23 protein-coding genes and 1 tRNA gene are annotated in these 22,101 nt (G+C 61.6%); 12 read left to right on the forward strand and 12 right to left on the reverse strand.

Features of this window, described 5'->3' with window-relative positions; all coding sequences use genetic code 11:
* The first annotated feature begins 14 nt into the window (after nt 1–14).
* Nucleotides 15–893, forward strand: coding sequence for a helix-turn-helix domain-containing protein (locus GFJ39_RS05575; RefSeq protein ID WP_325062842.1), 879 nt, complete (start codon nt 15–17; stop codon nt 891–893).
* Here the strand turns inward: GFJ39_RS05575 and GFJ39_RS05580 are convergent.
* The 5 genes from GFJ39_RS05580 to flgE form a co-directional block, all read right to left on the reverse strand.
* On the reverse strand, nt 890–1,213 hold the full coding sequence (locus GFJ39_RS05580) for a PfkB family carbohydrate kinase (protein WP_325062843.1): 324 nt from the start codon (nt 1,211–1,213) through the stop codon (nt 890–892). The genes GFJ39_RS05575 and GFJ39_RS05580 overlap by 4 nt on opposite strands.
* 103 nt (nt 1,214–1,316) lie before the next feature.
* On the reverse strand, nt 1,317–3,188 hold the full coding sequence (gene htpG / locus GFJ39_RS05585; RefSeq protein ID WP_153430410.1) for a molecular chaperone HtpG: 1,872 nt from the start codon (nt 3,186–3,188) through the stop codon (nt 1,317–1,319).
* A 66-nt stretch (nt 3,189–3,254) separates the two neighbouring features.
* A complete protein-coding gene (locus tag GFJ39_RS05590) occupies nt 3,255–4,316 on the reverse strand; it encodes a flagellin (RefSeq protein WP_153430411.1) in 1,062 nt (353 codons plus the stop codon).
* Between the two features lie 2 nt (nt 4,317–4,318).
* Nucleotides 4,319–5,848: a flagellar hook-associated protein FlgK gene (flgK, locus tag GFJ39_RS05595; protein WP_153430412.1), complete on the reverse strand. Its 1,530-nt coding sequence runs from the start codon at nt 5,846–5,848 to the stop codon at nt 4,319–4,321.
* A gap of 25 nt (nt 5,849–5,873) precedes the next feature.
* Entirely contained in the window at nt 5,874–7,160 is a 1,287-nt protein-coding gene (flgE, locus tag GFJ39_RS05600) for a flagellar hook protein FlgE (RefSeq protein WP_228391818.1), read from the reverse strand.
* Between the two features lie 168 nt (nt 7,161–7,328).
* On the opposite strand from flgE, the gene GFJ39_RS05605 reads away from it, so the two are divergent.
* The gene (locus GFJ39_RS05605) at nt 7,329–8,714 is read left to right on the forward strand and encodes an MATE family efflux transporter (protein WP_228391813.1); all 1,386 of its coding nucleotides are present in this window, start codon (nt 7,329–7,331) and stop codon (nt 8,712–8,714) included.
* Between the two features lie 72 nt (nt 8,715–8,786).
* On the opposite strand, the gene GFJ39_RS05610 is transcribed toward GFJ39_RS05605, so the two are convergent.
* Nucleotides 8,787–9,752 (reverse strand): DMT family transporter, encoded by a 966-nt coding sequence (locus GFJ39_RS05610; protein ID WP_228391814.1) that lies wholly within the window; start codon nt 9,750–9,752, stop codon nt 8,787–8,789.
* Nucleotides 9,753–10,147: 395 nt separating this feature from the next.
* On the opposite strand from GFJ39_RS05610, the gene GFJ39_RS05615 reads away from it, so the two are divergent.
* Nucleotides 10,148–10,495: a hypothetical protein gene (locus GFJ39_RS05615; protein ID WP_153430457.1), complete on the forward strand. Its 348-nt coding sequence runs from the start codon at nt 10,148–10,150 to the stop codon at nt 10,493–10,495.
* Between the two features lie 19 nt (nt 10,496–10,514).
* Here GFJ39_RS05615 and GFJ39_RS05620 read toward each other — a convergent pair whose 3' ends face one another.
* Nucleotides 10,515–12,419: a S9 family peptidase gene (locus GFJ39_RS05620; protein ID WP_153430413.1), complete on the reverse strand. Its 1,905-nt coding sequence runs from the start codon at nt 12,417–12,419 to the stop codon at nt 10,515–10,517.
* 114 nt (nt 12,420–12,533) lie between these two features.
* Between GFJ39_RS05620 and GFJ39_RS05625 the strand changes: the two genes are divergently transcribed.
* Nucleotides 12,534–13,175: a DedA family protein gene (locus tag GFJ39_RS05625; RefSeq protein WP_153430414.1), complete on the forward strand. Its 642-nt coding sequence runs from the start codon at nt 12,534–12,536 to the stop codon at nt 13,173–13,175.
* Between the two features lie 23 nt (nt 13,176–13,198).
* Nucleotides 13,199–14,170: an SDR family oxidoreductase gene (locus tag GFJ39_RS05630; protein WP_153430415.1), complete on the forward strand. Its 972-nt coding sequence runs from the start codon at nt 13,199–13,201 to the stop codon at nt 14,168–14,170.
* Between the two features lie 116 nt (nt 14,171–14,286).
* Here the strand turns inward: GFJ39_RS05630 and hemJ are convergent, their stop codons facing one another.
* Genes hemJ through hemE form a run of 3 tightly spaced genes read right to left on the reverse strand, consistent with a single transcriptional unit; the run spans nt 14,287 to nt 16,504 of the window.
* Nucleotides 14,287–14,733 (reverse strand): protoporphyrinogen oxidase HemJ, encoded by a 447-nt coding sequence (gene hemJ, locus GFJ39_RS05635; protein WP_153430416.1) that lies wholly within the window; start codon nt 14,731–14,733, stop codon nt 14,287–14,289.
* The gene (locus tag GFJ39_RS05640) at nt 14,730–15,434 is read right to left on the reverse strand and encodes an HAD family hydrolase (protein ID WP_153430417.1); all 705 of its coding nucleotides are present in this window, start codon (nt 15,432–15,434) and stop codon (nt 14,730–14,732) included. The genes hemJ and GFJ39_RS05640 overlap by 4 nt, the downstream gene beginning before the upstream one ends.
* Before the next feature lie 8 nt (nt 15,435–15,442).
* Nucleotides 15,443–16,504, reverse strand: a complete 1,062-nt coding sequence (hemE, locus tag GFJ39_RS05645; RefSeq protein WP_153430418.1) for a uroporphyrinogen decarboxylase — start codon at nt 16,502–16,504, stop codon at nt 15,443–15,445.
* A 353-nt stretch (nt 16,505–16,857) separates the two neighbouring features.
* Here hemE and GFJ39_RS05650 point away from each other — a divergent pair, with 353 nt between their 5' ends.
* From GFJ39_RS05650 to GFJ39_RS14485, 3 genes are all read left to right on the forward strand, one after another.
* Nucleotides 16,858–17,469 carry a Maf family protein gene (locus tag GFJ39_RS05650; protein WP_153430419.1) on the forward strand — a complete coding sequence of 204 codons (612 nt, stop codon included), beginning with the start codon at nt 16,858–16,860 and terminating at the stop codon, nt 17,467–17,469.
* 90 nt (nt 17,470–17,559) lie between these two features.
* Nucleotides 17,560–17,635: transfer RNA gene (locus tag GFJ39_RS05655), tRNA-Ala, on the forward strand.
* Nucleotides 17,636–18,022: 387 nt separating this feature from the next.
* Complete coding sequence (locus tag GFJ39_RS14485; RefSeq protein WP_325062844.1) at nt 18,023–18,460, forward strand: YjjA family protein; 438 nt, start codon at nt 18,023–18,025, stop codon at nt 18,458–18,460.
* A 51-nt stretch (nt 18,461–18,511) separates the two neighbouring features.
* Here the strand turns inward: GFJ39_RS14485 and GFJ39_RS05665 are convergent, their stop codons facing one another.
* Nucleotides 18,512–19,015, reverse strand: coding sequence for an aminoacyl-tRNA deacylase (locus tag GFJ39_RS05665; RefSeq protein ID WP_153430459.1), 504 nt, complete (start codon nt 19,013–19,015; stop codon nt 18,512–18,514).
* A gap of 81 nt (nt 19,016–19,096) precedes the next feature.
* Here GFJ39_RS05665 and GFJ39_RS05670 point away from each other — a divergent pair, with 81 nt between their 5' ends.
* The 4 genes from GFJ39_RS05670 (at nt 19,097) to GFJ39_RS05685 (ending at nt 21,936) form a co-directional block, all read left to right on the forward strand.
* Complete coding sequence (locus GFJ39_RS05670) at nt 19,097–19,504, forward strand: lytic transglycosylase domain-containing protein (protein WP_153430420.1); 408 nt, start codon at nt 19,097–19,099, stop codon at nt 19,502–19,504.
* Between the two features lie 75 nt (nt 19,505–19,579).
* Nucleotides 19,580–20,467 (forward strand): metal ABC transporter solute-binding protein, Zn/Mn family, encoded by an 888-nt coding sequence (locus GFJ39_RS05675; RefSeq protein ID WP_228391815.1) that lies wholly within the window; start codon nt 19,580–19,582, stop codon nt 20,465–20,467.
* Nucleotides 20,454–21,143 (forward strand): ATP-binding cassette domain-containing protein, encoded by a 690-nt coding sequence (locus GFJ39_RS05680; RefSeq protein WP_153430421.1) that lies wholly within the window; start codon nt 20,454–20,456, stop codon nt 21,141–21,143. The genes GFJ39_RS05675 and GFJ39_RS05680 overlap by 14 nt, the downstream gene beginning before the upstream one ends.
* Nucleotides 21,130–21,936, forward strand: a complete 807-nt coding sequence (locus GFJ39_RS05685) for a metal ABC transporter permease (RefSeq protein ID WP_153430422.1) — start codon at nt 21,130–21,132, stop codon at nt 21,934–21,936. Before GFJ39_RS05680 ends, GFJ39_RS05685 begins: the two co-directional genes overlap by 14 nt.
* Here GFJ39_RS05685 and GFJ39_RS14440 read toward each other — a convergent pair.
* A complete protein-coding gene (locus GFJ39_RS14440; protein ID WP_267902332.1) occupies nt 21,923–22,051 on the reverse strand; it encodes a hypothetical protein in 129 nt (42 codons plus the stop codon). The genes GFJ39_RS05685 and GFJ39_RS14440 overlap by 14 nt on opposite strands.
* Nucleotides 22,052–22,101: the final 50 nt, after the last annotated feature.

The raw sequence follows: 22,101 nt of genomic DNA on the forward strand, positions 1-22,101 counted from the left end.
CACGGAGTACCGTCGTGACTGAAAGCCCCCGCGGTAGCCTGAATGCGCAGCGGATTATCCCGCTCGCGACTCTTGCGACACCGCCTCGTGGAATGGACCCGATCGTCGTTCGTCTCAACACGGCCCTGTCAGCAGGTATCGCGGAGATCCTGGAGCAGGAACGAGCAGTTCTGGTGCTGTCACGGCGGTCCACGGGCAGGCTTTATCTGGATCGACACCAGTTCTCGACGCTGGCCGCGCCACCGCGTGTCGAGCCTACGGCGGATGTCTTTCTTCTGAGCGTCACCCGCAACGCACTGCTGCGCTATCTTCCGATGCTCGCGGGGCTGCCGCCCCTGTCTTTCAATATGGAGAAGGGGCCAGGGGCGTTCCTGCTTTCCGCGGGGTCCATGCTTGAAGCCGGTGTGCTGGAAGGCACGATTCCGCAGACACGCCAGCGCCTCATGCAGCATGTCACGGATCTGCTGATCACGACGATCCTGGATTGTCTGGAGTTGGAAGTCAGTGTCGCGGGACGGCGCCGGCATCGGCAGAAGCATATCCGCCACTACATTGAGACGCGCCTGCACGAGCATGATCTGACACCGCAGAGCATTGCGGAAGCATCAGGGATCTCGACCCGCGCGCTCTATCAGCTTTTCGATGGCGAGGACGGGGCGGTCGCGGGGTGGATCCTCAACCGGCGGCTTGAGCGGATCCATGCGGATCTGACGAACCCGACCCATGATGCGCTGCCGATCGCGCGGATCGCGCTGAACCATGGTTTCCGCAATGCCGCACATTTCTCCCGGCGTTTCCGACAGAAATTCGGGGCGTCCCCGCGGGAAATCCGGCAGCGCTCCGCCTTGCGGCAGGGGCGGCTGGAACAGACAGGATCCTTTGGTCGACGCTAACTGCATGCCGCGGAGGAAGCGGGTGGCAACATGGAGCGATCTGGCGTCACGCCGTCTTTCGATCGTGTGACGAAAACATTGCCGCCGAATTGAGCGGACAGGATTTCCGGGATTTTCAGGACCTCGCCATCCGTACGCGCCGGAAATCCGCTGGCCTGCTGCGTCACGATAGTGGGCCAGAGTTTCAGGGTTTCTTTCAGCCGCGCGGCTGCATCATCCTTGCCCATGAAACCGACGAGATGGACCCGCGCCCTCAGGGTAGCGGCGCTGAGCGCCACATTGGCCGCACCGCCCGGCACACAGCGCAGACCGTCATGCACGACAGTTCATATTTCACCGGGACGCGCAAAAAGAAAAGGCGAGGGATGACACCCTCGCCTTTTGCGAACCGGACCGGAGACATGGATTGCTCCGGGTCTTTGCTTACTCTGCGGCAGGACCGGCCAGCAGCGTTGCAAGCGAACGACCGAAACCGGTCGGATCGGGAAGGGGCTCGCCTTCCTGCACGCGGGCCAGATCCAGCAGAACGGTCGCATAGTCCTTGACGCTCTCGCCCTTTGCGACGCGCTCGGCCAGGGCCTTGATGAGCGGATGCTTCGGGTTGATCTCGAGGATCGGTGGCATGGCGGGCATGGCCTGACCTGAACGGCGCATCAGACGCTGCATCGTCAGATCCGGGCCACCATCGGACGTGATGACGACGGCACTCCCCGTCAGGCGCACGGTGCTGCGGACGTCCTTGACCTGATCGCCGAGCGCGTCCTTGAGAGCCGGGACCAGCTTTTCGACATCCGCGGCTTCGGTCGTGTCTGCTTCCACAGACTCGAACTTCTCCAGATCACCATGAGAGTGGGTGACGGAGCGGAGGGGCTTCTCCTGATAGGAAGACAGACGCTCCGGCCAGAAGCCGTCCACCGGATCGGAGAGCAGCAGGACTTCGAGGCCGCGGGCGCGGAAGCCTTCAAGCTGGGCCGAGGACTTGAGCGCGTCGAGACTGTCGCCGGTCAGGTAATAGATGGCGTCCTGACCATCCTTCATGCGGGAGATGTAATCGTCCAGCGTGATCAGGTCGTCACTGTAGGTTGAGTGGAAGCGGGCAAAACCGGCGATTTCCGTCCGGTGTTCGGCGTCTTCCCACAGGCCTTCCTTGATGACGGCGCCGAAGTTTTCCCAGAACGTGTTGAAACCGCTATCCGCTTCCTTCGCGCGCTTGCTGATCTCGCTCAGGACACGTTTGGTCACGGCCTTGCGGATGCGGGCCAGAACCGGGGTGGCCTGGAGCATTTCACGCGAGACGTTGAGCGGCAGATCTTCGGTGTCGACCACGCCCTGCACGAAGCGCATCCAGTTCGGAACCAGTTCGGCTTCGTCGGTAATGAACATCCGACGGACATGGAGATGAATCCGGCTTTCGCGGGACTGCTCCATGAAATCGAACGGACGGGCACTGGGCAGGAACAGCAGGGCCGTGAACTCGGTCACACCTTCCGCGCGCCAGTGCAGCGTCGCATAGGGTTCGTCAAAAGCGTGGGAAACGTGCCGGTAGAACTCGGCATACTGTTCCGGCGTGATCTCGGATTTCGGCTTGCTCCACAGGGCCGTGCCTTCGTTGGCGGCCTGATCTTCGGTGGTGCCGTCTTCCTTGGTTTCACGCAGGGTGATGGGCCAGGAAATGTGGTCTGCCCATTTGCGGATGATCGAGCGCAAACGCCAGCTGTCGAGAAACTCGTCGGCATCGTCCTTCATGTGCAGGACGATGTCGGTGCCCGGTGTGGAGCGGGAGGCAGGGGTGAGCGTGAAGGCGCCCTTGCCGTCAGACGACCAGGTCCAGGCTTCGTCGGAACCGGCCTTGCGGGACGTAACGTCCACACGGTCCGCCACCATGAAAGCCGCGTAGAAACCCACCCCGAACTGGCCGATCAGGCTCGGACGGTCTTCCGGTTTTGCGGCATTCAGCTTCTCACCGAAGGCGCGTGTGCCAGAACGGGCAATCGTGCCGAGGTTCTGGGCCAGTTCGTCATGGGTCATGCCCACACCGTCATCGGAAATGGTCAGCTCTTTCTGGCTCTTGTCCGGATTGATGCGGATGGACGCATTTTCCGGGAGAGCCAGCGCGCTGTCCGTCAGGGCCTCGAAACGGCGCTTGTCCGTGGCATCGGCCGCGTTGGCGACGAGCTCACGCAGAAAGATCTCACGATCCGAGTAAAGGGCATGGACCACCAGGTCCAGGAGACGTCCGACTTCGGCACTGAACTCGTGCTTTTCGGCTGCCTTCTGGGTGTTCGTTTCACTCATCTCATCAGTCTCCATACAGGAAAGTGACTTCGATATGCGGTGTCACAAACGGATTTTCAACCATGATCAGAGGTAAGATGCGAGGGTCATGCCCTTCATGTCGGCGATGAGGGAATAGGACGCCTGAAGCTGGTTGTTGGTGTCCGTCACCTGCGTGGAAACCTGCGCCAGATCGGCATCCTTGACCTGCCCGAGCTGGGTGGTCAGGGCAGAAGACATCTGGCTCAGCATGGAGGCCTGTGTTGTCAGGCTGTTCTGCTGAACGCCGAGAATCCCGCTCATGTCTCCCAGGCCGCTCGTTACGGTTTCCATGGAGCTCTGGAGCCCGGAAATCAGGCTGGAATAGTCACTTGCACTGGTGGAAGACGAACCGAGGGAAGCAACCACCATGAGGTTGCGCATCAAGTCGCGGATGGGCGAGCTGGTGGAGGTCGAGGTTGCGCTCTGGGTGGCGACCATGCCCACGGAGACCGTTTCGGACTGACCGACGATGACCTGCATTTTCTGCTGGTAGGCCTGATCGGGGGAGGTGGACACCGCTTCGGAGAAGGGCTGCCCGGCGGCGGTATTGCTGGCCAGATTCTCGGTCGTGCCGAGCACGTCGTCTGCGGTGCTGGAGCCGAGCTGACTGACGGCCTGTTCGATCTGGGTGGCGAGATCCGATGTGCCCAGGTCGGTGCTTACGGGGGCGGTCGTGTTCTGCTGCCCGGCGAAAACATAGCTATCGCCCTGTTTCGTGTTCAGCAGGTTGCCGAGCGATGTCAGAGCCGACTGGGCGGCGGTCGCGGCCGTCGTGACGGTTGAATAGGTCAGCGTGCTGCCGAGCGTGGACAGCGAACTCGTCAGATCCTGGGCAATGGTGGAGATCTGCGACAGGGCGGTCTGTGTCGTGGTCAGGGTGCTCTGGGCGTTCGTGACATTGCTCTTCCAGGCGGAAACCTGCGTGATCGCCGGCTGAAGGGCGAGGGCCTGTGTCCGGGATGCGCCAAGGCCGGAATAACTGCTGGAGAGGACACCGGTCGAAGTCTGGAGCTGGAGTGAATCTTTGGTTTCTGAAAGATTCTGGACACCTAAAAGAAGCTGGCTGGAGATTCCTCCGAAGCCGAAACTGGAGATGGTTCCGGTCATGATCAGGTTCCGATTGCGCTCAGCAGGGCGCTGAACATTGTCTGGACGGTTGATACGACTTTGGCATTGGCCGCATAGGCGTTCTGCAGGGTGACGATATTGGCCATTTCCGTGTCCACGGAGACCGTGGATGTTCCGGAAAGATTGGACGTCAGACTGGCCTGTGTGGTCTTGGAAAGGGCGAGACCACTGCTTGCATCGCTGGCTGTAGCCGCCTGTTTTGCCGTCAGGGATGTCGCAAGGGAGATAATCCCCTGATTCCCCGTATAGCCCGTGGACAGGGTTCCGGTCATTCCGAGGTTTGTGCTCGGTGCCGCTGCCTGGGCGGTTCCAGCGGAATTGGAGGTGGTCCCAAAGCCGTAGCTCAGAACCTTCTGGATGGTCTGTGTTCCGGATGTGCTGCTGTCGAGCAGTTTGGACGGGTCATTGGAATAGGTGCTCGAAACACTCATGACCTGCGAGAAGCCGACGCTTCCGGTCGGCGTGAGGTCCGTCTGCGATGAGCCCGGAACGTCGCCATCCGCGCCGGATGTGAAAAGGGGCATGCCCTGATCGCTCAGGCGGGTGGCAACGGTTGATGTCAGGGAGTCCAGCTGGGCCTGCATGGTGGGGAGCGTTGTATCGCGCAGAGTGATGTTCGCGCCCAGCGTTCCACCGGTCAGATCCGCAGTGACATCCCGGCCGTTCAGGGTGATGGCAGGAATGCTGCTGTCGGTAGACGTGGCGGAATAGGTGGAGCTGACCGAAATCTGGGCTGATGACGTGCTGAGGGGCCAGGTGGAGGAGACGGTTGCGCCCTGGGTGCTGCTGGTATCCCGCGTCGGCAGGGTCACGCCATTTGCGGTGGAGATGGTCATGTCGCCATTTGCGGACTCGGACCAAGAGACGGAGAGTTCCGAGGAAAGCGACGACAGGGCCGTGTAGCGCTGGTTTTCCAGCGCGGCCGTATCCTGACCGGTGCTTTTGAGATTCATGATCTTGGTGGACAGGCTACCGATCGTGGTGAGATCCGTGTTGATGTCCGAAACCGAGGACACGACAGTATCCTGGGCCGTCTGGCGCTGGGTCTGATAGGCCGAGGCGAGGGTGTTGACGGACTGCGCGAAGGTGGAGGCGGCGGAAATGACCGTGCTCTGGGCCGTGGCACTGTCGGGCGTGGAAGTCAGGCACGTCAGGGCGGACTGAAGATTGCCCAGTTCGTCAGAAAGAGTTCCGCTGCTGCCGGATGTGGCGCTGGTGGAGCCCTGAAGAGCCGTAATATTGGACAGGGAGTTGCTCGTGGCCGTGTAGGCCGCGACGTCCGCGTTCTGGGCGTAGAGCGCCTTCTGGACCTGCTCGTTCGTAGCCAGGGTTGTGGCGGCAGTGCGGACACCGGTGCCCATGTTGCCAGCCACGGTGGACTGAACATTGGCGTTTTCCTTGATATAGCCGCTTGTCCCGGCATTGGAGACGTTGTTGGACGCAACGGCCATGGCGTTCTGGACGGCGTTCAGGCCGGACGTTGCAATCGAGAGTGCGCTGTTCAGTCCCATGAGGCAGATATCCCTTCAATTCGGCTTACTGGATCATCGCCAGAGTGGTCTGAAGAAGCTGATCGGCCGTGGAAACGACTTTTGTGTTTGCGCCATAGGCCTGCTGCGCCACGATCAGCTTGCTGAGATCGCCGGTCAGGTCTGTGGTGGATTCCTCGACGGAGCCGGTCGTCAGGGTGCCGGCACCGTTGGTGTTGACGGTATTGACCTGTGGGCTGCCGGACTGCGCCGTGGCGGTATAGGCCTGCCCGTTCTGGGCAGACAGGCCGTTCGGGTCTGCGAAGGTCGTCAGCGGAATCTTGGCGACAAGCTGGGAATAGCCATTGTCGAAGGTTGCCATGACGGAACCGTCGGTTTCCATGGAAATGCCGGAGAACGTGCCGCTGGTCACGCTGTCCGATGTCATGGAGAGGCTGTTTGACGAACCCAGGGTTACGCCGCTAAGGCTCACGGTCATGTCCTGCGGCGCGCCCGTATAGTCGAAACTTGTGCTGGACGTGCTACTGGTTCCAGTGCTGTTCTGGGACGTCACGGAGGAAACGGCGCCAGTGGAATCAAACGTCACGGTCGCACTGTTGGTGGTATCGCTGGCGTTGCTGACGGTCCAGGTCGTATCGTTGACTTTCGTCCATGTCAGATCAACCGTCGAACTCTTGCCTGTGCTGTCATAGGCTGTCGCCGACATTGGCGAGGAAAGGGTTGTATTGTTGGCCGTGCTACTGTCGAGAGTACCGGTCGCGGTCAGCTTCGTGCTCTCGGTCGGCCGGAAGGCGACGGTGGAAGGAACCTGAATGGGGTCGAGAGACGTGCCCAGGGTACCTGAGCTGGCGTCGACATTGTAACCCTCAAGGTAATAGCCGGACGTGTTGACCAGATAGCCGTTCTTGTCCTGCGAGAAGTCACCGTTGCGGGTGTAATACTGCTGTGTTCCCAGAACGGGAGTGCTGTCGTTGCTCTGGCCGGTGGCCTGCACGACGTTGAAGAACCCATTGCCGGAAATGGCGAGGGCCGTGCTGTTGGTCGAAGTCGTGACCATCCCCTGGTTGTCGGTGTGCTGCTGGGTGGTCGCAGCGACGCTGTCGCTCAGGGATTCGCCATCATTGGCCAGTTCGTTGTTGGTGACGTAGTCCTCGAAACTGGTGGTGCTGGCCTTGTAACCCGTGGTCTGGCTGTTGGCGATGTTGTTGGACAGGTCGCTGAAGGCGTGGGCCTGCGAGTTCAGGCCGCTGACGGCGGTGTGGACCGCGTTGATGATCGAGGACATGGCATACTCCCGGACATGGAACAGGCTGCGGGTCGTATGCCCGAGCATCACGGGCAAGGATTCCACGACGGATATTAAGGAAGTCCTTACAAGCCTGAAAAGAACGGATTCGCCGTTGCGGGCACTGGGTTCGCAGGCTGTAACGGCAGGGTGAAGGGCGAAAAAACGCCGCTGGCCTCTGGTTCTCCGGTTCCGGACGGGGCATGATGGGCGGGCATGCCCCAGCCAGACGACGACCCGAAAAAGCCCAGTATTCCTGACGATTCTCCGGTCAGACCCGCCAGATTCGTTCATGGCAGCATCATGCGTCATGTCGTGACCATGGCCGGAACGGGGGCCATCGGGCTGATGGCGGTGTTTGCCGTCGATCTGCTCAATTACGGCTATATTTCCCATCTGCATGACAGGACGCTGACGGCGGCGATCGCATTTGCGACGGCGGTCAGTTACGTGCAGGTGTCTGTTTCCATTGGCATGACGATCGGGCTTGGCGCCTGCACGGGACGGCTGATCGGGGCGCGGCAGCATAACGAGGCACGACGTCTGGCCTCGGCGTTTCTGGTGGTCATGGTGGCGATCGCCGCTGTTCTGGGGCTGCTGACGGCGACGTTCGCGATGCCTCTGCTCGGGCTTCTGGGCGCTCATGGCGAGGCACAGCAGCATGCGGCGACATTCCTGCATATCGTCTCGCCGGCATTGCCGCTGGTCTGTCTGGGGATGGCGCTTTCTTCGCTTTTGCGGGCGGTCGGGGATGCGAAACGCTCGATGCGGGTGACGCTGACCGGGGCGGTTGTTTCGGCGTGCCTGGATCCGGTCATGATTTTCGGGCTGCATCTGGGGCTTGAGGGTGCGGCGATCAGCACGGTTCTGGCACGGTTGGCGATTGCGGCGAGCGGATTCCTGAATCTGCGCGGTCACGCCATGCTGGAATGGCCGGAGCGTTCCGCTTTCGGGCCGTCGACGCGGCTGATTGGCGGGATTGCGGTGCCGGCGATTGCGACCAATCTGGCCACGCCGACGGGGGCGCTGTTCGTGACGCATGCAATGGCCCGGTTCGGGCTCAACGCCGTTTCGGGGCAGGCGACGATTGACCGGATCGTGCCGGTAGCGTTTTCGCTCGTTTTCGCGCTGACGGGGTCGGTCGGGCCGATCATGGCTCAGAATCTTGGCGCGCGGCAGATCCATCGCGTGCAGGAAGCGCTTCTGGCGGCGCTCAAGCTGACGGCGCTGTGTGTGGGCGTGACCTGGCTGGTTCTGGCGGGCGCACACACTTACATCATCCAGCTTTTCGAGCTTCAGGGCGTCGGCGTGGATATCGTGCGGCTGTTCTGCTGCTGGCTGGTGCTGAGTTATATGTTCGTCGGACTGCTGTTTGTGGCCAATACGGCGTTCAACAATCTGGGGCACCCATTCTATTCCACGGGGTTCAACTGGGGTCGGGCGACGCTGGGGACCATTCCGTTCGTGTGGTTCGGGTCGGCTTACGGACCGGTTGGGATTCTGGTCGGGCAGTCGCTGGGCGTGGTGCTGTTTGGCAGTCTGGCTGTGGTGACGGCATTCCGGGTGATCCGGAAGCTGGAGCCGGGGATTGTGAAGCCGTAAGCGGTTGCTGGGGTGGCCGCTGCGTCTCTGAGGCCAGTGTTCTGACCATATGTGCAGCGGCGGGAGCTGGCTTTATTGGGCGGAGACAGCCGTTTTCTTTCCGGCTTTGAAGTTGCCCTTGGCGATTTTGCGCGCCTTGAGGCGTTCGAGGCGCTCTTTCATCGCCATTTTCTCGTAGCGGATGCGCTGGCGAATCCAGTTCAGCATGCCCGATGCTGTCAGGACCGCGATGCCGACGAAAGTCCAGCGGTCGAGCGGCTGTTTGAAGAGGAAGTAGCTCAGCGCGACGCCCCAGGCCATCTGGCTATATTGCGGCAGGGCGACGCGGTTTGCCGGTGCTCTGGCGGTTGCGAGCATCATGCAGAGCTGTCCGAGGGCGGCCAGGGAGCCATAGCCGAACAGGTAGAACCAGATCTTTGTGCTGGACGGCCATGTGGCGTGGGCGATCATGAGGAGACCGTTGCCGACCAGAGCGCCCATCAGGCTCGATCCGAAGAGCGACAGGCGAACGGTTTCCTTGCTGGCGATCCGGTAGGCGATCACGCTGCCCGCATTCGCACAGGCGGCCATAAGCGCACACAGATGGCCCAGATTGAGCGGACGCACACCGGGACGCAGGACGATCAGAACGCCCGCAAAGCCCAAAGCAACCGCAAGCCAGGCCCAGAACGTCACTTTCTCCTTGAGCAGCACGACGGAGAGGATCGTGACGAACAGCGGCATCAGGAAGGTGATCGACAGGGCCTCGGGCATCGAGAGCAGCATGAAGGCTTCGACGCTGGCGGCCGTGGCGACGAAGACGCAGACGGCCCGCAACAGCCACATGCCGCGAAGCTTCGGACGCACGATGTCGAGATAGGATTCAGTCGGTTTGCGGATGAAGGGAAGGATGAGAAACCCGAACACACCGCCGAAAAACGCGACCTCGAAGGGGTCGAGACTTCCGTCCAGCAGTTTGGAAAAGGCGTCGCTGATGGCGAACGCGGAGTATGCTCCGAAGGCCAGGGCCATTCCGGAGAAGAGGGTTTTGGTGTCCATAAGGCGCGGGGACTCTGACGGAAGAAAGAAGGAAACGTGCAGTCCTGAGACAGGGCACCAGTAATTTCGGTGAGGCTTCTTAGAAGAAGTATTATGGAAATTCAAACCCGTTTCCGAAATGGAGAGTATTTTCTTTCATAACGGATGATATATTTAATTATAACAAATAATTATTTATATATAACACTGTAAAGGTTATTAATTCACACCAGATGATGGGTTTGGTGTGTTCCGGGCCGGCTGGCGAAATCGACTCTGGAGAAGCTGCCCGTTATAGAAGCGGTATTCTTCAATACTGCTTTTCAGGGGAACGGTCTGTGCAGTGTGAATGGCGTAGGTCTTACGACAGGCTGGTTCCGATGCTGATTAAAGAACATTTCGGAGATCCGGGTGTGATGACCCGGCAGTTTCCCTACATGAAATCGACGTTCCTCTGGAAAGGGGATGATTTCATTCTCACGCCCGAAGCGCTCGCCAATCCGAAGAACACATATCATGGGCTTGAGCGGCTGGCACTGAAGCATCATGAGGCCGGGGACTGGCGTCTGGCCGGGGAATACTGGCTGATTGCAGCGGGCTGGCGCCGGAACATGATGAACCCGGCCGACGAGCGGCATGTGGAAGCGTTGCAGTTCGCCCTGCGCCATGTCGAATATGACAGGGCGCTGGCGGAGTGGAAAAAGAAGAAGCTTGGCCGGAATGCGATGCCGTATCCCAGCCAGTTCGGACTTTCGGACAACTGAATCCGGGATCTGCCGGAATCTATGGAGTGAAAACCTGCTGATAGAAGGCGAGTTCCCGTTGCAGGGCGTCTTCTATGGTTTCGCGGACGCGGAAGCCGTGGGCTTCCTCCGGATAGACGTGCAGGGCGGAATGTTCGAGTTTTGTGCGCATGGACTCCGCCTGTGACAGGGGAACGACCCTGTCTGCGCCGCCATGCAGGAACAGGACAGGAACGGCAATGCCCTCGGCCTGCGTGATGGGAGAACGTTTCAGATACACGGCCTCGTCTTCGGGGTATGGGCCGATCAGGCCGTCCAGATAGCGGGCTTCGAATTTGTGCGTTTCTTCGGCCAGAGCGCGTAGATCGGTAACGCCGTAGAGGGAGGTTCCGGCGGCGAAGAGATCCGACTGTGCGAGAGCGCCGAGGACCGTCAGGCCGCCGGCGCTGCTGCCACGGATGACGCAGCGGGCGGGATCGGCGAGGCCGCGGTCGAGTACGGCCTGCACGCCTGCGAGGCAGTCTTCGATGTCCGCGACGCCCCACTGGCGGTCCAGAGCTTCGCGATAGGCACGGCCGAAGCCGGTTGAGCCGCGATAGTTTACGTCGAGGACGGCGAAACCGCGCGACGTCCACCACTGCACTTTGAAGGCGAAGGACGGATTTGCACGGCCGGTCGGGCCGCCATGGGCCATGACGACGAGCGGGGGTTTTTCGCCGTCCTGAAGCGCGCTGGTGCTGCTGGCTGGGGCGTAGAAAAGCGCGTGGGCTTCGGCGCCGTTGGCGGTCGGGAAGATCAGGGGGGTGGGGGTTGCTATATCGGCTTTCGTCACGCCGGGCGGGAGGGTGACGCTGGTGCGGAAGCGGTCATACGGTTCGCCGGGATGGCCGACGGCGATGGCGGCGGGCACGTCGGTCGGGGCGTTGATCCAGGCGAAGCGTCCGTCTTTGAGTGGTTGCGGGACGTTGACGGGAGTGCCAAGGGAAATGTCCGTCCAGTGTCCGTGTTCTTCCAGCAGGACGTGATTGAGGCCGTGGCGGATACCGAGGGCCAGCAGTCTGTTTTCAGGCAGCGGGGCCATACTGCGTTGACCGAAGACCCAGTGCGGCAGACCAATTTCCGCGTTGGCGCCATCGAGGCTGTGCGGGTGCCAGCCGATGCCGTCATGGGAAAAGCGGATGGGGGTCCAGCGTCCTGAGGCGTCGGACGTGGCGTAGAGCGTGCCGTCGGGGGACCAGCAGGGTTCGATGATGCTGCATGGCTCGGGTCCGGTCAGGTCTGTCACGGGGCCGAGTGTGCCGGTTGTGCGGTCGAAGGGGGCGACGGAAAGGGTCGTGACGGTCCAGGGCATGGCCGGGTCGTTCCAGCTGAACCAGGCCAGAAAGTGTCCGTCGGGTGAGGGGCGGGGGGCGGCGTAGAAATCCGCGCCTTCGACCAGAACGGTTTCGCGGCCGTCAGACTGAATATGGACGAGGGTTGCGACGGGCACGCCTTCGCCGTGGCTTTCGCGCACGCAGAACACGGCATCGGAGACAGGATCGAAGGCAAGATCGGCGTAGCGGTGTTCGGGGTCTTCGCCCGCCTGTGCCCATTGTGTGGCACAGGGGTCGTCGCTGAACCAGAGTCCACCAAGTTTGCGGTCACTGAAAACGACCTGCGGGGCGCCGTTCTTCAGGCGGACATCCCATGCGCCGCCGCCATACTCATGAACGCGGGTGCCGACCGAGTATCCGGGCGGGATCAGGTCGCGGATATGGCCTTCCGGATCACGGGCGGTGATGACGGAGCGGCCCTGTTCATCCGGGCGGCTTTCAAGCCAGAAGATCCAGTTTCCAGCCGTGCGCAGTTCGGAAAAGGACAGGGTACGGCCGGCCACGAGTTCGGGCGTGACCCAGGATGGCCAGTTTCCGGATGCGGGCCGGCGGGGGGAAGGTGATGTCGTCATTTCTCATCCTGTCTCCGATGCCCTAGTATCGTAACCGGTGGCATTTTCTTTCGCCACAGCTTGAACGGGACCAGGACACTGTTTCAGTTTCATCTCAGTCATTTTCTCGACCAGATGCTGGTTCATTACGGCTATGGCGTCGTCGGCATCATCGTCATGTTCGAGAGCATGGGCCTTCCACTCCCGGCGGAGAGCGTCATCATCGCTGCTTCGCTCTATGCGGGCAGCACCCATCATCTGGAAATCCACTGGATCGCGCTGGCCGCCGTGCTGGGCGCCATCATGGGCGACAATATCGGGTATCTGATCGGCCATCACTTCGGTTACGGCATCCTGAAAAAGCACGGCCACAAGGTCGGCATGACGGAAGAGCGGCTGATGCTGGGACGGTATCTGTTCCGCAAGCATGGCGGCATTGTCGTGTTCCTCGGACGCTTCGTCGCGGTGCTTCGGGTGTTCGTTGCATTGCTGGCGGGAGCGAACCGGATGCCCTGGCATTCGTTTCTGTTCTTCAATGCGCTGGGCGGCATCTGCTGGGCGGGAGGCTATGCTTTCGTGACCTATGAACTGGGCAAGCAGATCGAGAAGATCTCGGGCCCCATGGGGGTGGGCATGGCCATTCTGGGGGTGATCTGCCTGATCGGGGCGCTCATTTTTCTCAAAAAGAATGAGAAACGCCTGACGGAAGAAGCGCTCAGGGAAGCCGAAGCGGATGAAAAATACGACGAGACCCGCGCAGATACGAAACCGAGCTGACCCACACTGGAAGGACAGACCCGATGACACAGACCGCCGCACCCGCCTGGTCCACGGATTCCCTTGAGCGTCTGGACGGGAAGACGGCGCTCATTACCGGATCGACGGGGGGTCTGGGCTTCGAGCTCGCCTGCGGGCTGGCGAAGCAGGGCGCCGCGATCCTCCTGAGCGGTCGCAGTCATGACAAGGGACAGGCGGCTCTGGCGCGGCTGCATGAGCGGGTGCCGTTCGTAAAGGCGCGGTTCGAGCTTCTGGATCTGGCGTCACTGGCCGGGATCGAGGCGTTTGCGTCTGCCATGCGCAGCCGGGGCGAGCCGATCCATCTTCTGGCCAACAATGCCGGGGTCATGGGGCCTGCGACGCGGCTGACGACGAAAGACGGGTTCGAGCTTCAGTTCGGGACCAATCATCTTGGGCATTTTGCGCTGACCGGACGGCTTCTGCCGCTACTGGCAGCCGGGAATGCAACGGTCATGACGGTGGCGTCTCTGGCGGCGCTGAAGGGGGAAATCCCGTTCGGCGATCTGAACGCCCGGCATTCCTACAATCCGATGGTGCGTTACCGGCAGAGCAAACTGTGCAACCTGCTGTTTGCGCTGGAACTGAACCGCCGGGCGCTCAGGGCGCCCTGGCCCATCCATTCGCGGGCCGCGCATCCGGGCTGGGCGGCGAGCGATATCGTCGCCAATAACGGCAGTCTGGATCAGTCCGCCAACAGGGCGGCGCGGCTCATGCGGGGGCTGGCGCGACGTGTGGCCGGGCCGGTGTTTCATGCGATGGGCCAGACGGTCGAGGAAGGCGCCTGGCCGCTGCTTTATGCGCTGGCCAGTCCGGAAGCGCGTGACGGGGGCTATTATGGGCCGCAGGGGCCGGGAGAGCGCCGTGGCGTGCCGGGGATCGCCGGGCTGCCTGCTCTGGCGCATGTACCCGAACTGGCGGAGCGTCTGTGGACCGTCTCCGAACAGATGACAGGCGTGAAATACGGACTTCTCTAAGACGAATAAAAGTTTTTGGGTGTCGCCTTTTTTCAAAAAGGTGACGTTCCTTGACGCTTCCTGGCTATGAAGCTTTTTGGAAAAAGCTTCACCAAAAACTTTTATCAGGGCGCTTTTCAGGGACGGACGATGATCATGATGACGATGACCATCATCAGGATCGTGGGGACCTCGTTGGCAATCCGGTAGAATTTTTCCGAGTGCTGGTTGCGGTCTTCGGCGAAACCGCGACGCCATGTGCCACACGCGCCGTGAAATCCTGCGAGACCGAAGACGCAGATCAGCTTCGTCCACCACCAGCCGGCGTTCCAGTCGATCAGACCGGGAATGGAGGCCAGCGCGCCGCCGGCGAGGAAGGTCACGATCATGGCGGGCGTCATGATCTGGCGCAGGAGCTTGCGCTCCATGACCTTGAACCGCTCGCTCTCGGCCGAACCCGGTACCACCTGGCAGTGATAGACATACAGGCGCGGCAGGTAGAACGTCCCGGCCATCCAGGCGATGAACGCCATGATGTGCAGGGACAGGATCCAGCTCTGATAGGTCGCGAGAAAGTCGGTCATGCGTGTTTCTGGCTTTCCAGCGTCCGGCGGAGCAGGGGTACCAGCTCGTCCAGATGCGTGATGCGGACAGAGCCTTCGACGGGCCAGAACGGGGGCAGGGGCACATCATCGGGGCGAAGAAGCACACAGGCCATGCCGGCCTTCCAGGCCGCTTCCGCACCGGTATTACTGTCTTCGATCACGACACAGTTTTCTGGCAGGACGCCCTCGGCCTTTGCGGCGTACAGATAGACGTCCGGAGCGGGTTTGGGGCAGCCCATGTCATTGGCGGAATGGATGCGGTTTTCGGGGAAAAACTGCGTCATTCCGGTGCGCTCGAACTTGGCATCCATCTCCCGGACGGAAGAATTGGAACCGACACGAACCGGCAGTCCCAAGGACCGGATTCCTGACAGCATTTCAAGCGCTCCGCTTACGGGTTCTGCGCTTTTCTTCATCATCTGTACGAGATTTTCGCGCAGAATGAATGCCGTTTTGTCCGGCAGGGAATGACCCAGTTCAGTCTCGAGTTCCCTGACGACCTGAGGGAGCGCCATGCCTGCGAACCGCGTATGCGCCTCGTCATCCGAAATGGACAGCCCTTTGGAACGGGCGAATTCCGCCGTGGCCCGGCAGGAAGGTCCTTCGCTGTCCACGAGAACGCCATCGCAGTCGAAAATGACCAGTTTCAGCTGGCCTGCCGAATCCAGGGCGGTTGTCATGCCGCCCTTCATACGGACCGTACCGCCTCGACGAGGGCCGCCACGTTCTCGGGAGGCGTGTGCTGCATGACGCCGTGTCCGAGGTTGAAAACATGCGGTTTTCCGCGCATCGCGTCCCGGATGGCCTGGGCTTCGCGCACCATTGTCTCGCCGCCGGAGAACAGGATCATCGGATCCATGTTGCCCTGAAGCGTCAGGCCGGGGCGGATTTCGGAGACCAGTTCGGAGATCTGGGCCGGATCGGCGACGGTGTCGAGAGCGAGCGTGTTGACGCCGGTTTTCTGCGCATATTCGCGGACCATGATGCCGCCAAGACGCGGGAAACCGATGATCGGGGTTTTGGGATGTCGGGCACGGATGTACTCGACGATCTGGCGCGTCGGTTCGATCACATAGCGGCGGAACGCGGAAGGGGGCAGGATTCCGGCCCAGGAATCGAACAGCATCACGGCTTCCGCACCGGCTTCGATCTGACCGCAGAGCATCTCGGCGGTACTCGAGGTCAGGGTGTCGATCAGGCGATCGAACAGGGCCGGGTTGGTCTGCATCATGCGGCGGGTTTCGGCGAAATCCCGCGATCCACTGCCCTCGACCATGTAGCAGGACACCGTGAACGGGCTGCCCGCGAAGCCCAGAAGCGTGGTGACGTCCGGAAGCTCTTTTGTGAGGCGGGACAAGGTCTCCCGCACGGGTGCGACGGCGTCCTGTACGCGCTTCGGGTCCAGTCTGGCGAGGTCGGCTTCGGAGCGGATGGCGCCGAGCACGGGACCGCGCCCGTCAATGAATTCAAGGGACTGACCCATGGCCCAGGGCAGGATCAGGATGTCGGAAAACAGGATGGCGCCGTCCATGCCGTAGCGGCGGATCGGCTGGATCGTCAGCTCGGTGGCCATGTCCGGGGTCATGCACCGGGTCAGGAAGTCAGCCCTGTCCCGCATGGCGCGGAATTCGGGGAGATATCGGCCTGCCTGACGCATGAGCCAGACCGGTGGCGGCCAGACGGCTTCACCACGGAGGGCCCGCAGAAGCGGTTTCGACGAGGGTGAGGAAGGTGCGTTTTCCGAAATCATGCCGCCCACTAATCATAAAAGAAAAAAGAAAGAAATGCTGGAGGTTAAGATGATCCCTGTGGATACCGGGGTACCCGGCTTTCTGAAAATGTACCCCATCTTGTTCACACTGTGTACAACTCCGGAAGCCGCACTTTGCAAGGGAGTCGTTGATTCAATCCCGAATTGCCCACAGAGAGCCTGTGTACAACCCCCAGTTCCGGCTGGTGTACCGTACAATCCACGGTACTCGGTACTCCTTTCGCAGAGGCAGGTACTATCCCCATGTACCCCAGTACTGACGCAATCTCTTCACCGGGTGATCCGCAGTACTCGTCCTTGTTCCAACAGTCGATAGTACGGAGTCGTACTTCATGATGTCTTTCAGTACTTCCCTCATTCTTGCCAGCGGCTCTTCGGCCCGGCGCATGCTGCTCGAAAATGCGGGGCTGGCCGTGCAGGTCAGACCGGTCGATCTCGACGAGGAGGCGCTGCGGCGGTCCTACGAAGAGCAGGGGCACACGCTTTCCCAAACGGCCATCGCTCTGGCGGATGCAAAAGCGAACCTTGCGACGCGGGATGTGGGCTTTGATGAGCTGACGGTCGCGGCGGACCAGATCCTTGATCTGGAGGGGGTGGCGTTTGCCAGGCCGGGGTCTGTGGCCGAGGCGGCGGAGCATCTGCGCCGGCTGCGGGGGCGGGCGCATGTCCTGCGCACGGCTGTGGTTCTCTATAAGGGGGGCGAGAAGGTCTGGGAGCATCTGGCGTCGCCACGTCTGACGATGCGGGATTTCTCCGACGACTTTCTGAAGGTCTATCTGGAGCGGGAAGGGTCGGCGATCCTGTCCTGTGTGGGGGCGTATCGGCTTGAAGGCCCGGGGATACAGCTTTTTTCGGCTGTCGAAGGGGCGCAGGATGCCGTGATGGGTCTGCCGCTGTTGCCGCTGCTGGAAGAGCTGCGGGAACTGAAGGTCCTTGCGGCCTAAAAAATCTGTTTTTCAGGCTTGTCAGGGCGAAATCATGACGATATACCGCCCTCATCCGGCCCCGTCCCAAAGGGGCCGCTTGAAACATGTGGGGCCATAGCTCAGTTGGGAGAGCGCCTGAATGGCATTCAGGAGGTCGTCGGTTCGATCCCGATTGGCTCCACCAGTTTCCCCGAGTCCTGAAAATCAGAAAATTCTGCTTCCGCTTCAGGAAAGCTGCTCGCGATCTGTTGACGCGGGCATTCAGCTTTCATACGGCGGTCGGGTGCAGACTGGAACGCGCCACACTCCCTTGCCCATCTTCATGGATGCTGCCCATGCGGACTCTGCGGATCGACCGGTTTGATATGTCCGGCAAGGCGAGCATTTCGGACGTGCCGGCCAGTTCGCTTTACCATATCTATGGCGTGGGGCGGGAGTTCTGCTGAGACGGTAAGGGTGGACCTGCTGTTCAGCTATGTTAGCGTAACCCCGGGTCGGTATGAATTCTGGCAGCGACGGTTTCCGACTTCTGGCAGGTGCTGCCCTGAATGTTCTCTGAAGGAGAAATACGGTGCGTTACTCAAACGGTATTTTCGCGCTTCTTGCGGCAGTTGGTCTTGTTGTGTCCTCGGCGCATGCCCAGTCCATTCCGGGTGTTGGCAGCGCGGGTAATGCCATGAGCGGCATGTCGGGCATGAGTGGCATGACCGGTGGCACCGGCATGATGAGCAGCATGCTGCCGAACATCTCTTCCGCCAGCACGGGCAATGTCGCTGGCGTGCTGAGCTACTGTGTGCAGAACAACTATCTGAGCGGCAGTGGCGCGACCTCGGCCCTGAGCAGCCTGACCGGCAAGCAGGACATGACATCGTCCAGCGATTATAAGGCCGGTCAGCAGGGGCAGATTCTGACGGGGGGCAGCAATGCGTTCTCGCTGTCGAGCCTGAAGGGGCAGATGAAGCAGAAAGTCTGCAACATGGTCCTCAGCCGCGCGAAGAACCTGCTCTGAGGCATTGATGGTCCGCGTGGTCGCGTTCGCGACCGTCCGGTTTGGGATGGCTTAAAGGGGTTTGACGAGGTCGGCCGTGATGCCATTCGTGGCGGTCAGGGCGTCCTGGGGTGAAAGCTCGATCAGGAGGCCCTGACTTCCTCCGTTGATGACGACGGGCGGGCCGTCCATGCCGCATTGTTCGAAGGCGGTGGGGACGGCGCTGCGCTGTCCGAAGGGGCTGACGCCGCCGATGCGGTAGCCTGTGCGCTGTTCGGCGTCGGGGCGTGAGAGCATTTTGGCTTTGCGGCCGCCGAAAGCCTGCGCCACGCGGGCGAAATCGAGTTCACGGTCCGCGGGAAGCACGACGCAGGCGGGGCGGCCGTCGACCTGCACCATCAGGGTCTTGAGGACGTGATCCGGCGACAGGCCGAGTGCTGCGGCAGCGGCCACACCGAGTTTTCCGGCCGAGGGATCGTAGTCATAGACATGGCGTTCATAGGAGATGCCGAGCGCGTCCAGTGTCAGGGTCGCGGATGTGTTCTGCACGCTTGTTCTCCTGTCCTGTGCGCTCATCCTGAAGTGTTCAGGATGGCAGGCGCGGGCGTCCGATGCTAGGGTCAGGATCATGATTCAACGTATGGTCCGTTCATAACGATGGCTGGCGGTCTTCTGGCCTGTATGCTGGCTTCGGCCTTGCATTACCGGCTGCCACCGCGCATCCTGCTTGCGATCCAGCGGGTCGAGGGCGGGACGATGGGTCATGTCAGCACGAATACGGACGGGTCGGTCGATATCGGGCTCATGCAGATCAATTCGCGCTGGATTTTGCCCATTGCATCCATGATTCATCAGCCTGTGCCGCAGGTTGCGGCACGACTGGCGCTTGATCCGTGTTTCAACATCGCGGCGGCGGCCATGATCCTGCACAGGGCGCTGAATGACGAGCATGGCAATCTGATGAAGGCGATCGGGGATTATCATTCCCGCACACTGCCGCTCAATCTGGATTATCAGCGCAAGGTGGTGGCTGCGGCTGCGGCGCTTTATCTGCGTCAGGGGTGAGGGGCTTTCCGGTGAGGTGGTCAGGCGGGATATGTTACTTTATAACGCCTGAGCCTTGACCCCTTCCCGAGGAATATGATGCGCTTTTTTCCGGCTTTTCTGCTGGCGGCACTGATTTCAGGAGGTGCCGCCACCGCTCAGGCCGAATCTTCGCAGGCCCCGGTTCGGCCATCCGTGCGTGTGGTGTGTGTCGAAGCGGCCTGGTGCGATGTGGTGGCGCAGATCGGAGGGGCGGATGTGCAGACACAGGCTCTTCTGGCGACGCCGGGGATAGATCCGCATGATCTGACGCCCTCGCCATCCATGGCGCGGGCCATGGCGGGCGCGACCATCGCGGTGGTGAATGGCGCGACCTATGATGACTGGGCGCTTCCATTCGCGGCTTCGGCGCCCTCAAGGATCGTGGTCGCTTCCGTGGCAGGGTGGCAGCCCGGCGATAATCCGCATCTTTTTCTCGATCCGGTGGCGGTGGGAAAGGTCGCGCATGTCTTTGCGGATATGCTGTCCCATCAGCCGGGGATTTCGGCTTCGGCCGTATCGGCGCGGCTGGAGGTGTTTATGAGGGAACTTGCCGGGGTAACGGGCAGTCTGGCGGCGATGAAGGCGCGTCATGATGCCGTGCCTGTGGCGGCGGTGGAGCCGGTTGGGGAAATGCTGCTGCGGGATGCGGGGCTGGCTGTTCTGGATGAGAATTTCGCGCTGGCGATCATGAACCATGCGGAGCCGTCGCCGCGCGATGTGGCGCAGGTCGATACGCTGATTGACGGGCGCAGGGTGCGGATGCTGATTACCAATCCTGCGATTCATTCGCCGCAGATCGACCGGCTGGTGGATCGGGCGCAGGCTGTGGGCTTGCCGGTTGTGGCGATTGGGGAGACTTTGCCACCGGGCCAGTCCTGGCAGGGCTGGGTGCATGGCATTCTTCAGACGGTGGAGCAGGCACTGGGTGATGGCGGAAAATAAGCGGGTCTGCTGTCAGCCGGAACGCGGGCTGGTTTTGCGGGATGTGACCCTGACGGCGGGGTCGACCTGCGTGTTGCGGGATGTCTCGCTGACGGTGCCGCTTTCCGGCATCACGCTTCTGTCTGGCAGGAACGGAGCGGGGAAATCCACGCTGCTGCGGGCCATGCTGGGGCTGATCCCGCTTCAGGCTGGCGAAATCCTGACGCATGGTCTGCCACCGGCGCAGGCGCGGCAGCATATGGGTTACATGCCCCAGAGTATCACGGATGCGGCGCTGCTGCTTCCGGCGGTCAGTCATGTGCGGGCGGCGGTGGACGGTCTGCGCTGGGGGCTGCCGCTGCGTCTGCGGCCACGGCGGGAGGAGGCGGACCGGCTTCTGGAGCTGACGGGGGCTTCGGCGTTTGCGCATCGTCCGCTGGGACTGCTGTCCGGCGGGGAGCGTCAGCGGGTCGGGCTGGCGCAGGCTCTGGCGGGGAATCCGGATCTGCTGCTGCTGGATGAGCCGCTGGCGGCGCTCGATCAGGCGGGTCAGGAGCGGACGGTGCGTCTGCTGACGGATCTGACGGCGCGTCTGGGGATCGGGATTGTCCTGACGTCTCATGAGACCGAGGCCCTGTCCGGGGTTGTGACGCGGGTTGTGCAGCTTGCGGACGGAGGGCTGCATGTTCGAGTTTGATTTCATGCGCCATGCCTTTGTGGGGGCAGCGGTTGTGTCGGTTCTGGCGGGGACGGTGGGCTGGTTCCTGATGCTGCGGCGTCAGGCATTCGCGGCGCATGCGCTGTCGCATATCGGCTTCAGCGGGGCTGCCGGAGCGGTCTGGCTAGGCTTTCCGCCGCTTTCGGGGATGGTGGTGTTCAGCCTGATGGCGGGGTTCGTCATTGGGGCCGAACGCGAAGGCGAGCGCGGGATTCCCGCCCAGCGCGACAGTACGATCGGGCTTGTGCTCGCGGCCAGTCTGGGGCTTGGGGCGTGGTTTCTGCATATGAGCAACCGGGGCTCCAGCCTTGCGACCACATTGCTGTTCGGGGATGTTCTGGGCATTGATGTGCCGACGCTGGAGGCGCTGTGCGGGGTGGCCGTGCTGTGTCTGGGGGTGCTGGCGTTCCTGGGACGCAGGCTGCTGTTTGCCAGTCTGGCGCCGGAGGTGGCGCGGGCACGGGGTGTTCCGGCGCGGCTGGTGTCGGTGGTGTTCATGGCCGTGGCGGCGCTGGCCTGTGCGGCCTGTGCGGAAGTGGCCGGAGCACTTCTGGCGTTCAGCCTGATGATTGGCCCGGCGGCAACGGCTCTCAGGCTCGGGCTGGGACCGCTGGCCGGGATATCGGTTTCTGTCGGGCTGGCGTTGGGGCTGTCCTGGGGTGGACTGATGCTGTCCTGGGTAACGGACGCGCCTGTCCCGTTCTGGATCGGGCTTGGTGCTGCCCTGTCTTACGCTCTGGCCGATCTGTGGGGGCGTTTCAGAAGTTCGTAAGATGCGCCAGCTTGAAATGTACCAGCAGGATGAAGGCGACCAGCAGCACATGCATGATGATCAGGGCTTTGGTGCCAATGACCGGGACATCGTTGGTGGTATCGGGCGTCTGCATGACCCTATCCTGACGGGATTGGGGTGGTTGCGTCAATCCTGATCGCATCA

Source organism: Gluconobacter aidae, assembly GCF_009547075.1.
GTDB lineage: Bacteria > Pseudomonadota > Alphaproteobacteria > Acetobacterales > Acetobacteraceae > Gluconobacter > Gluconobacter aidae.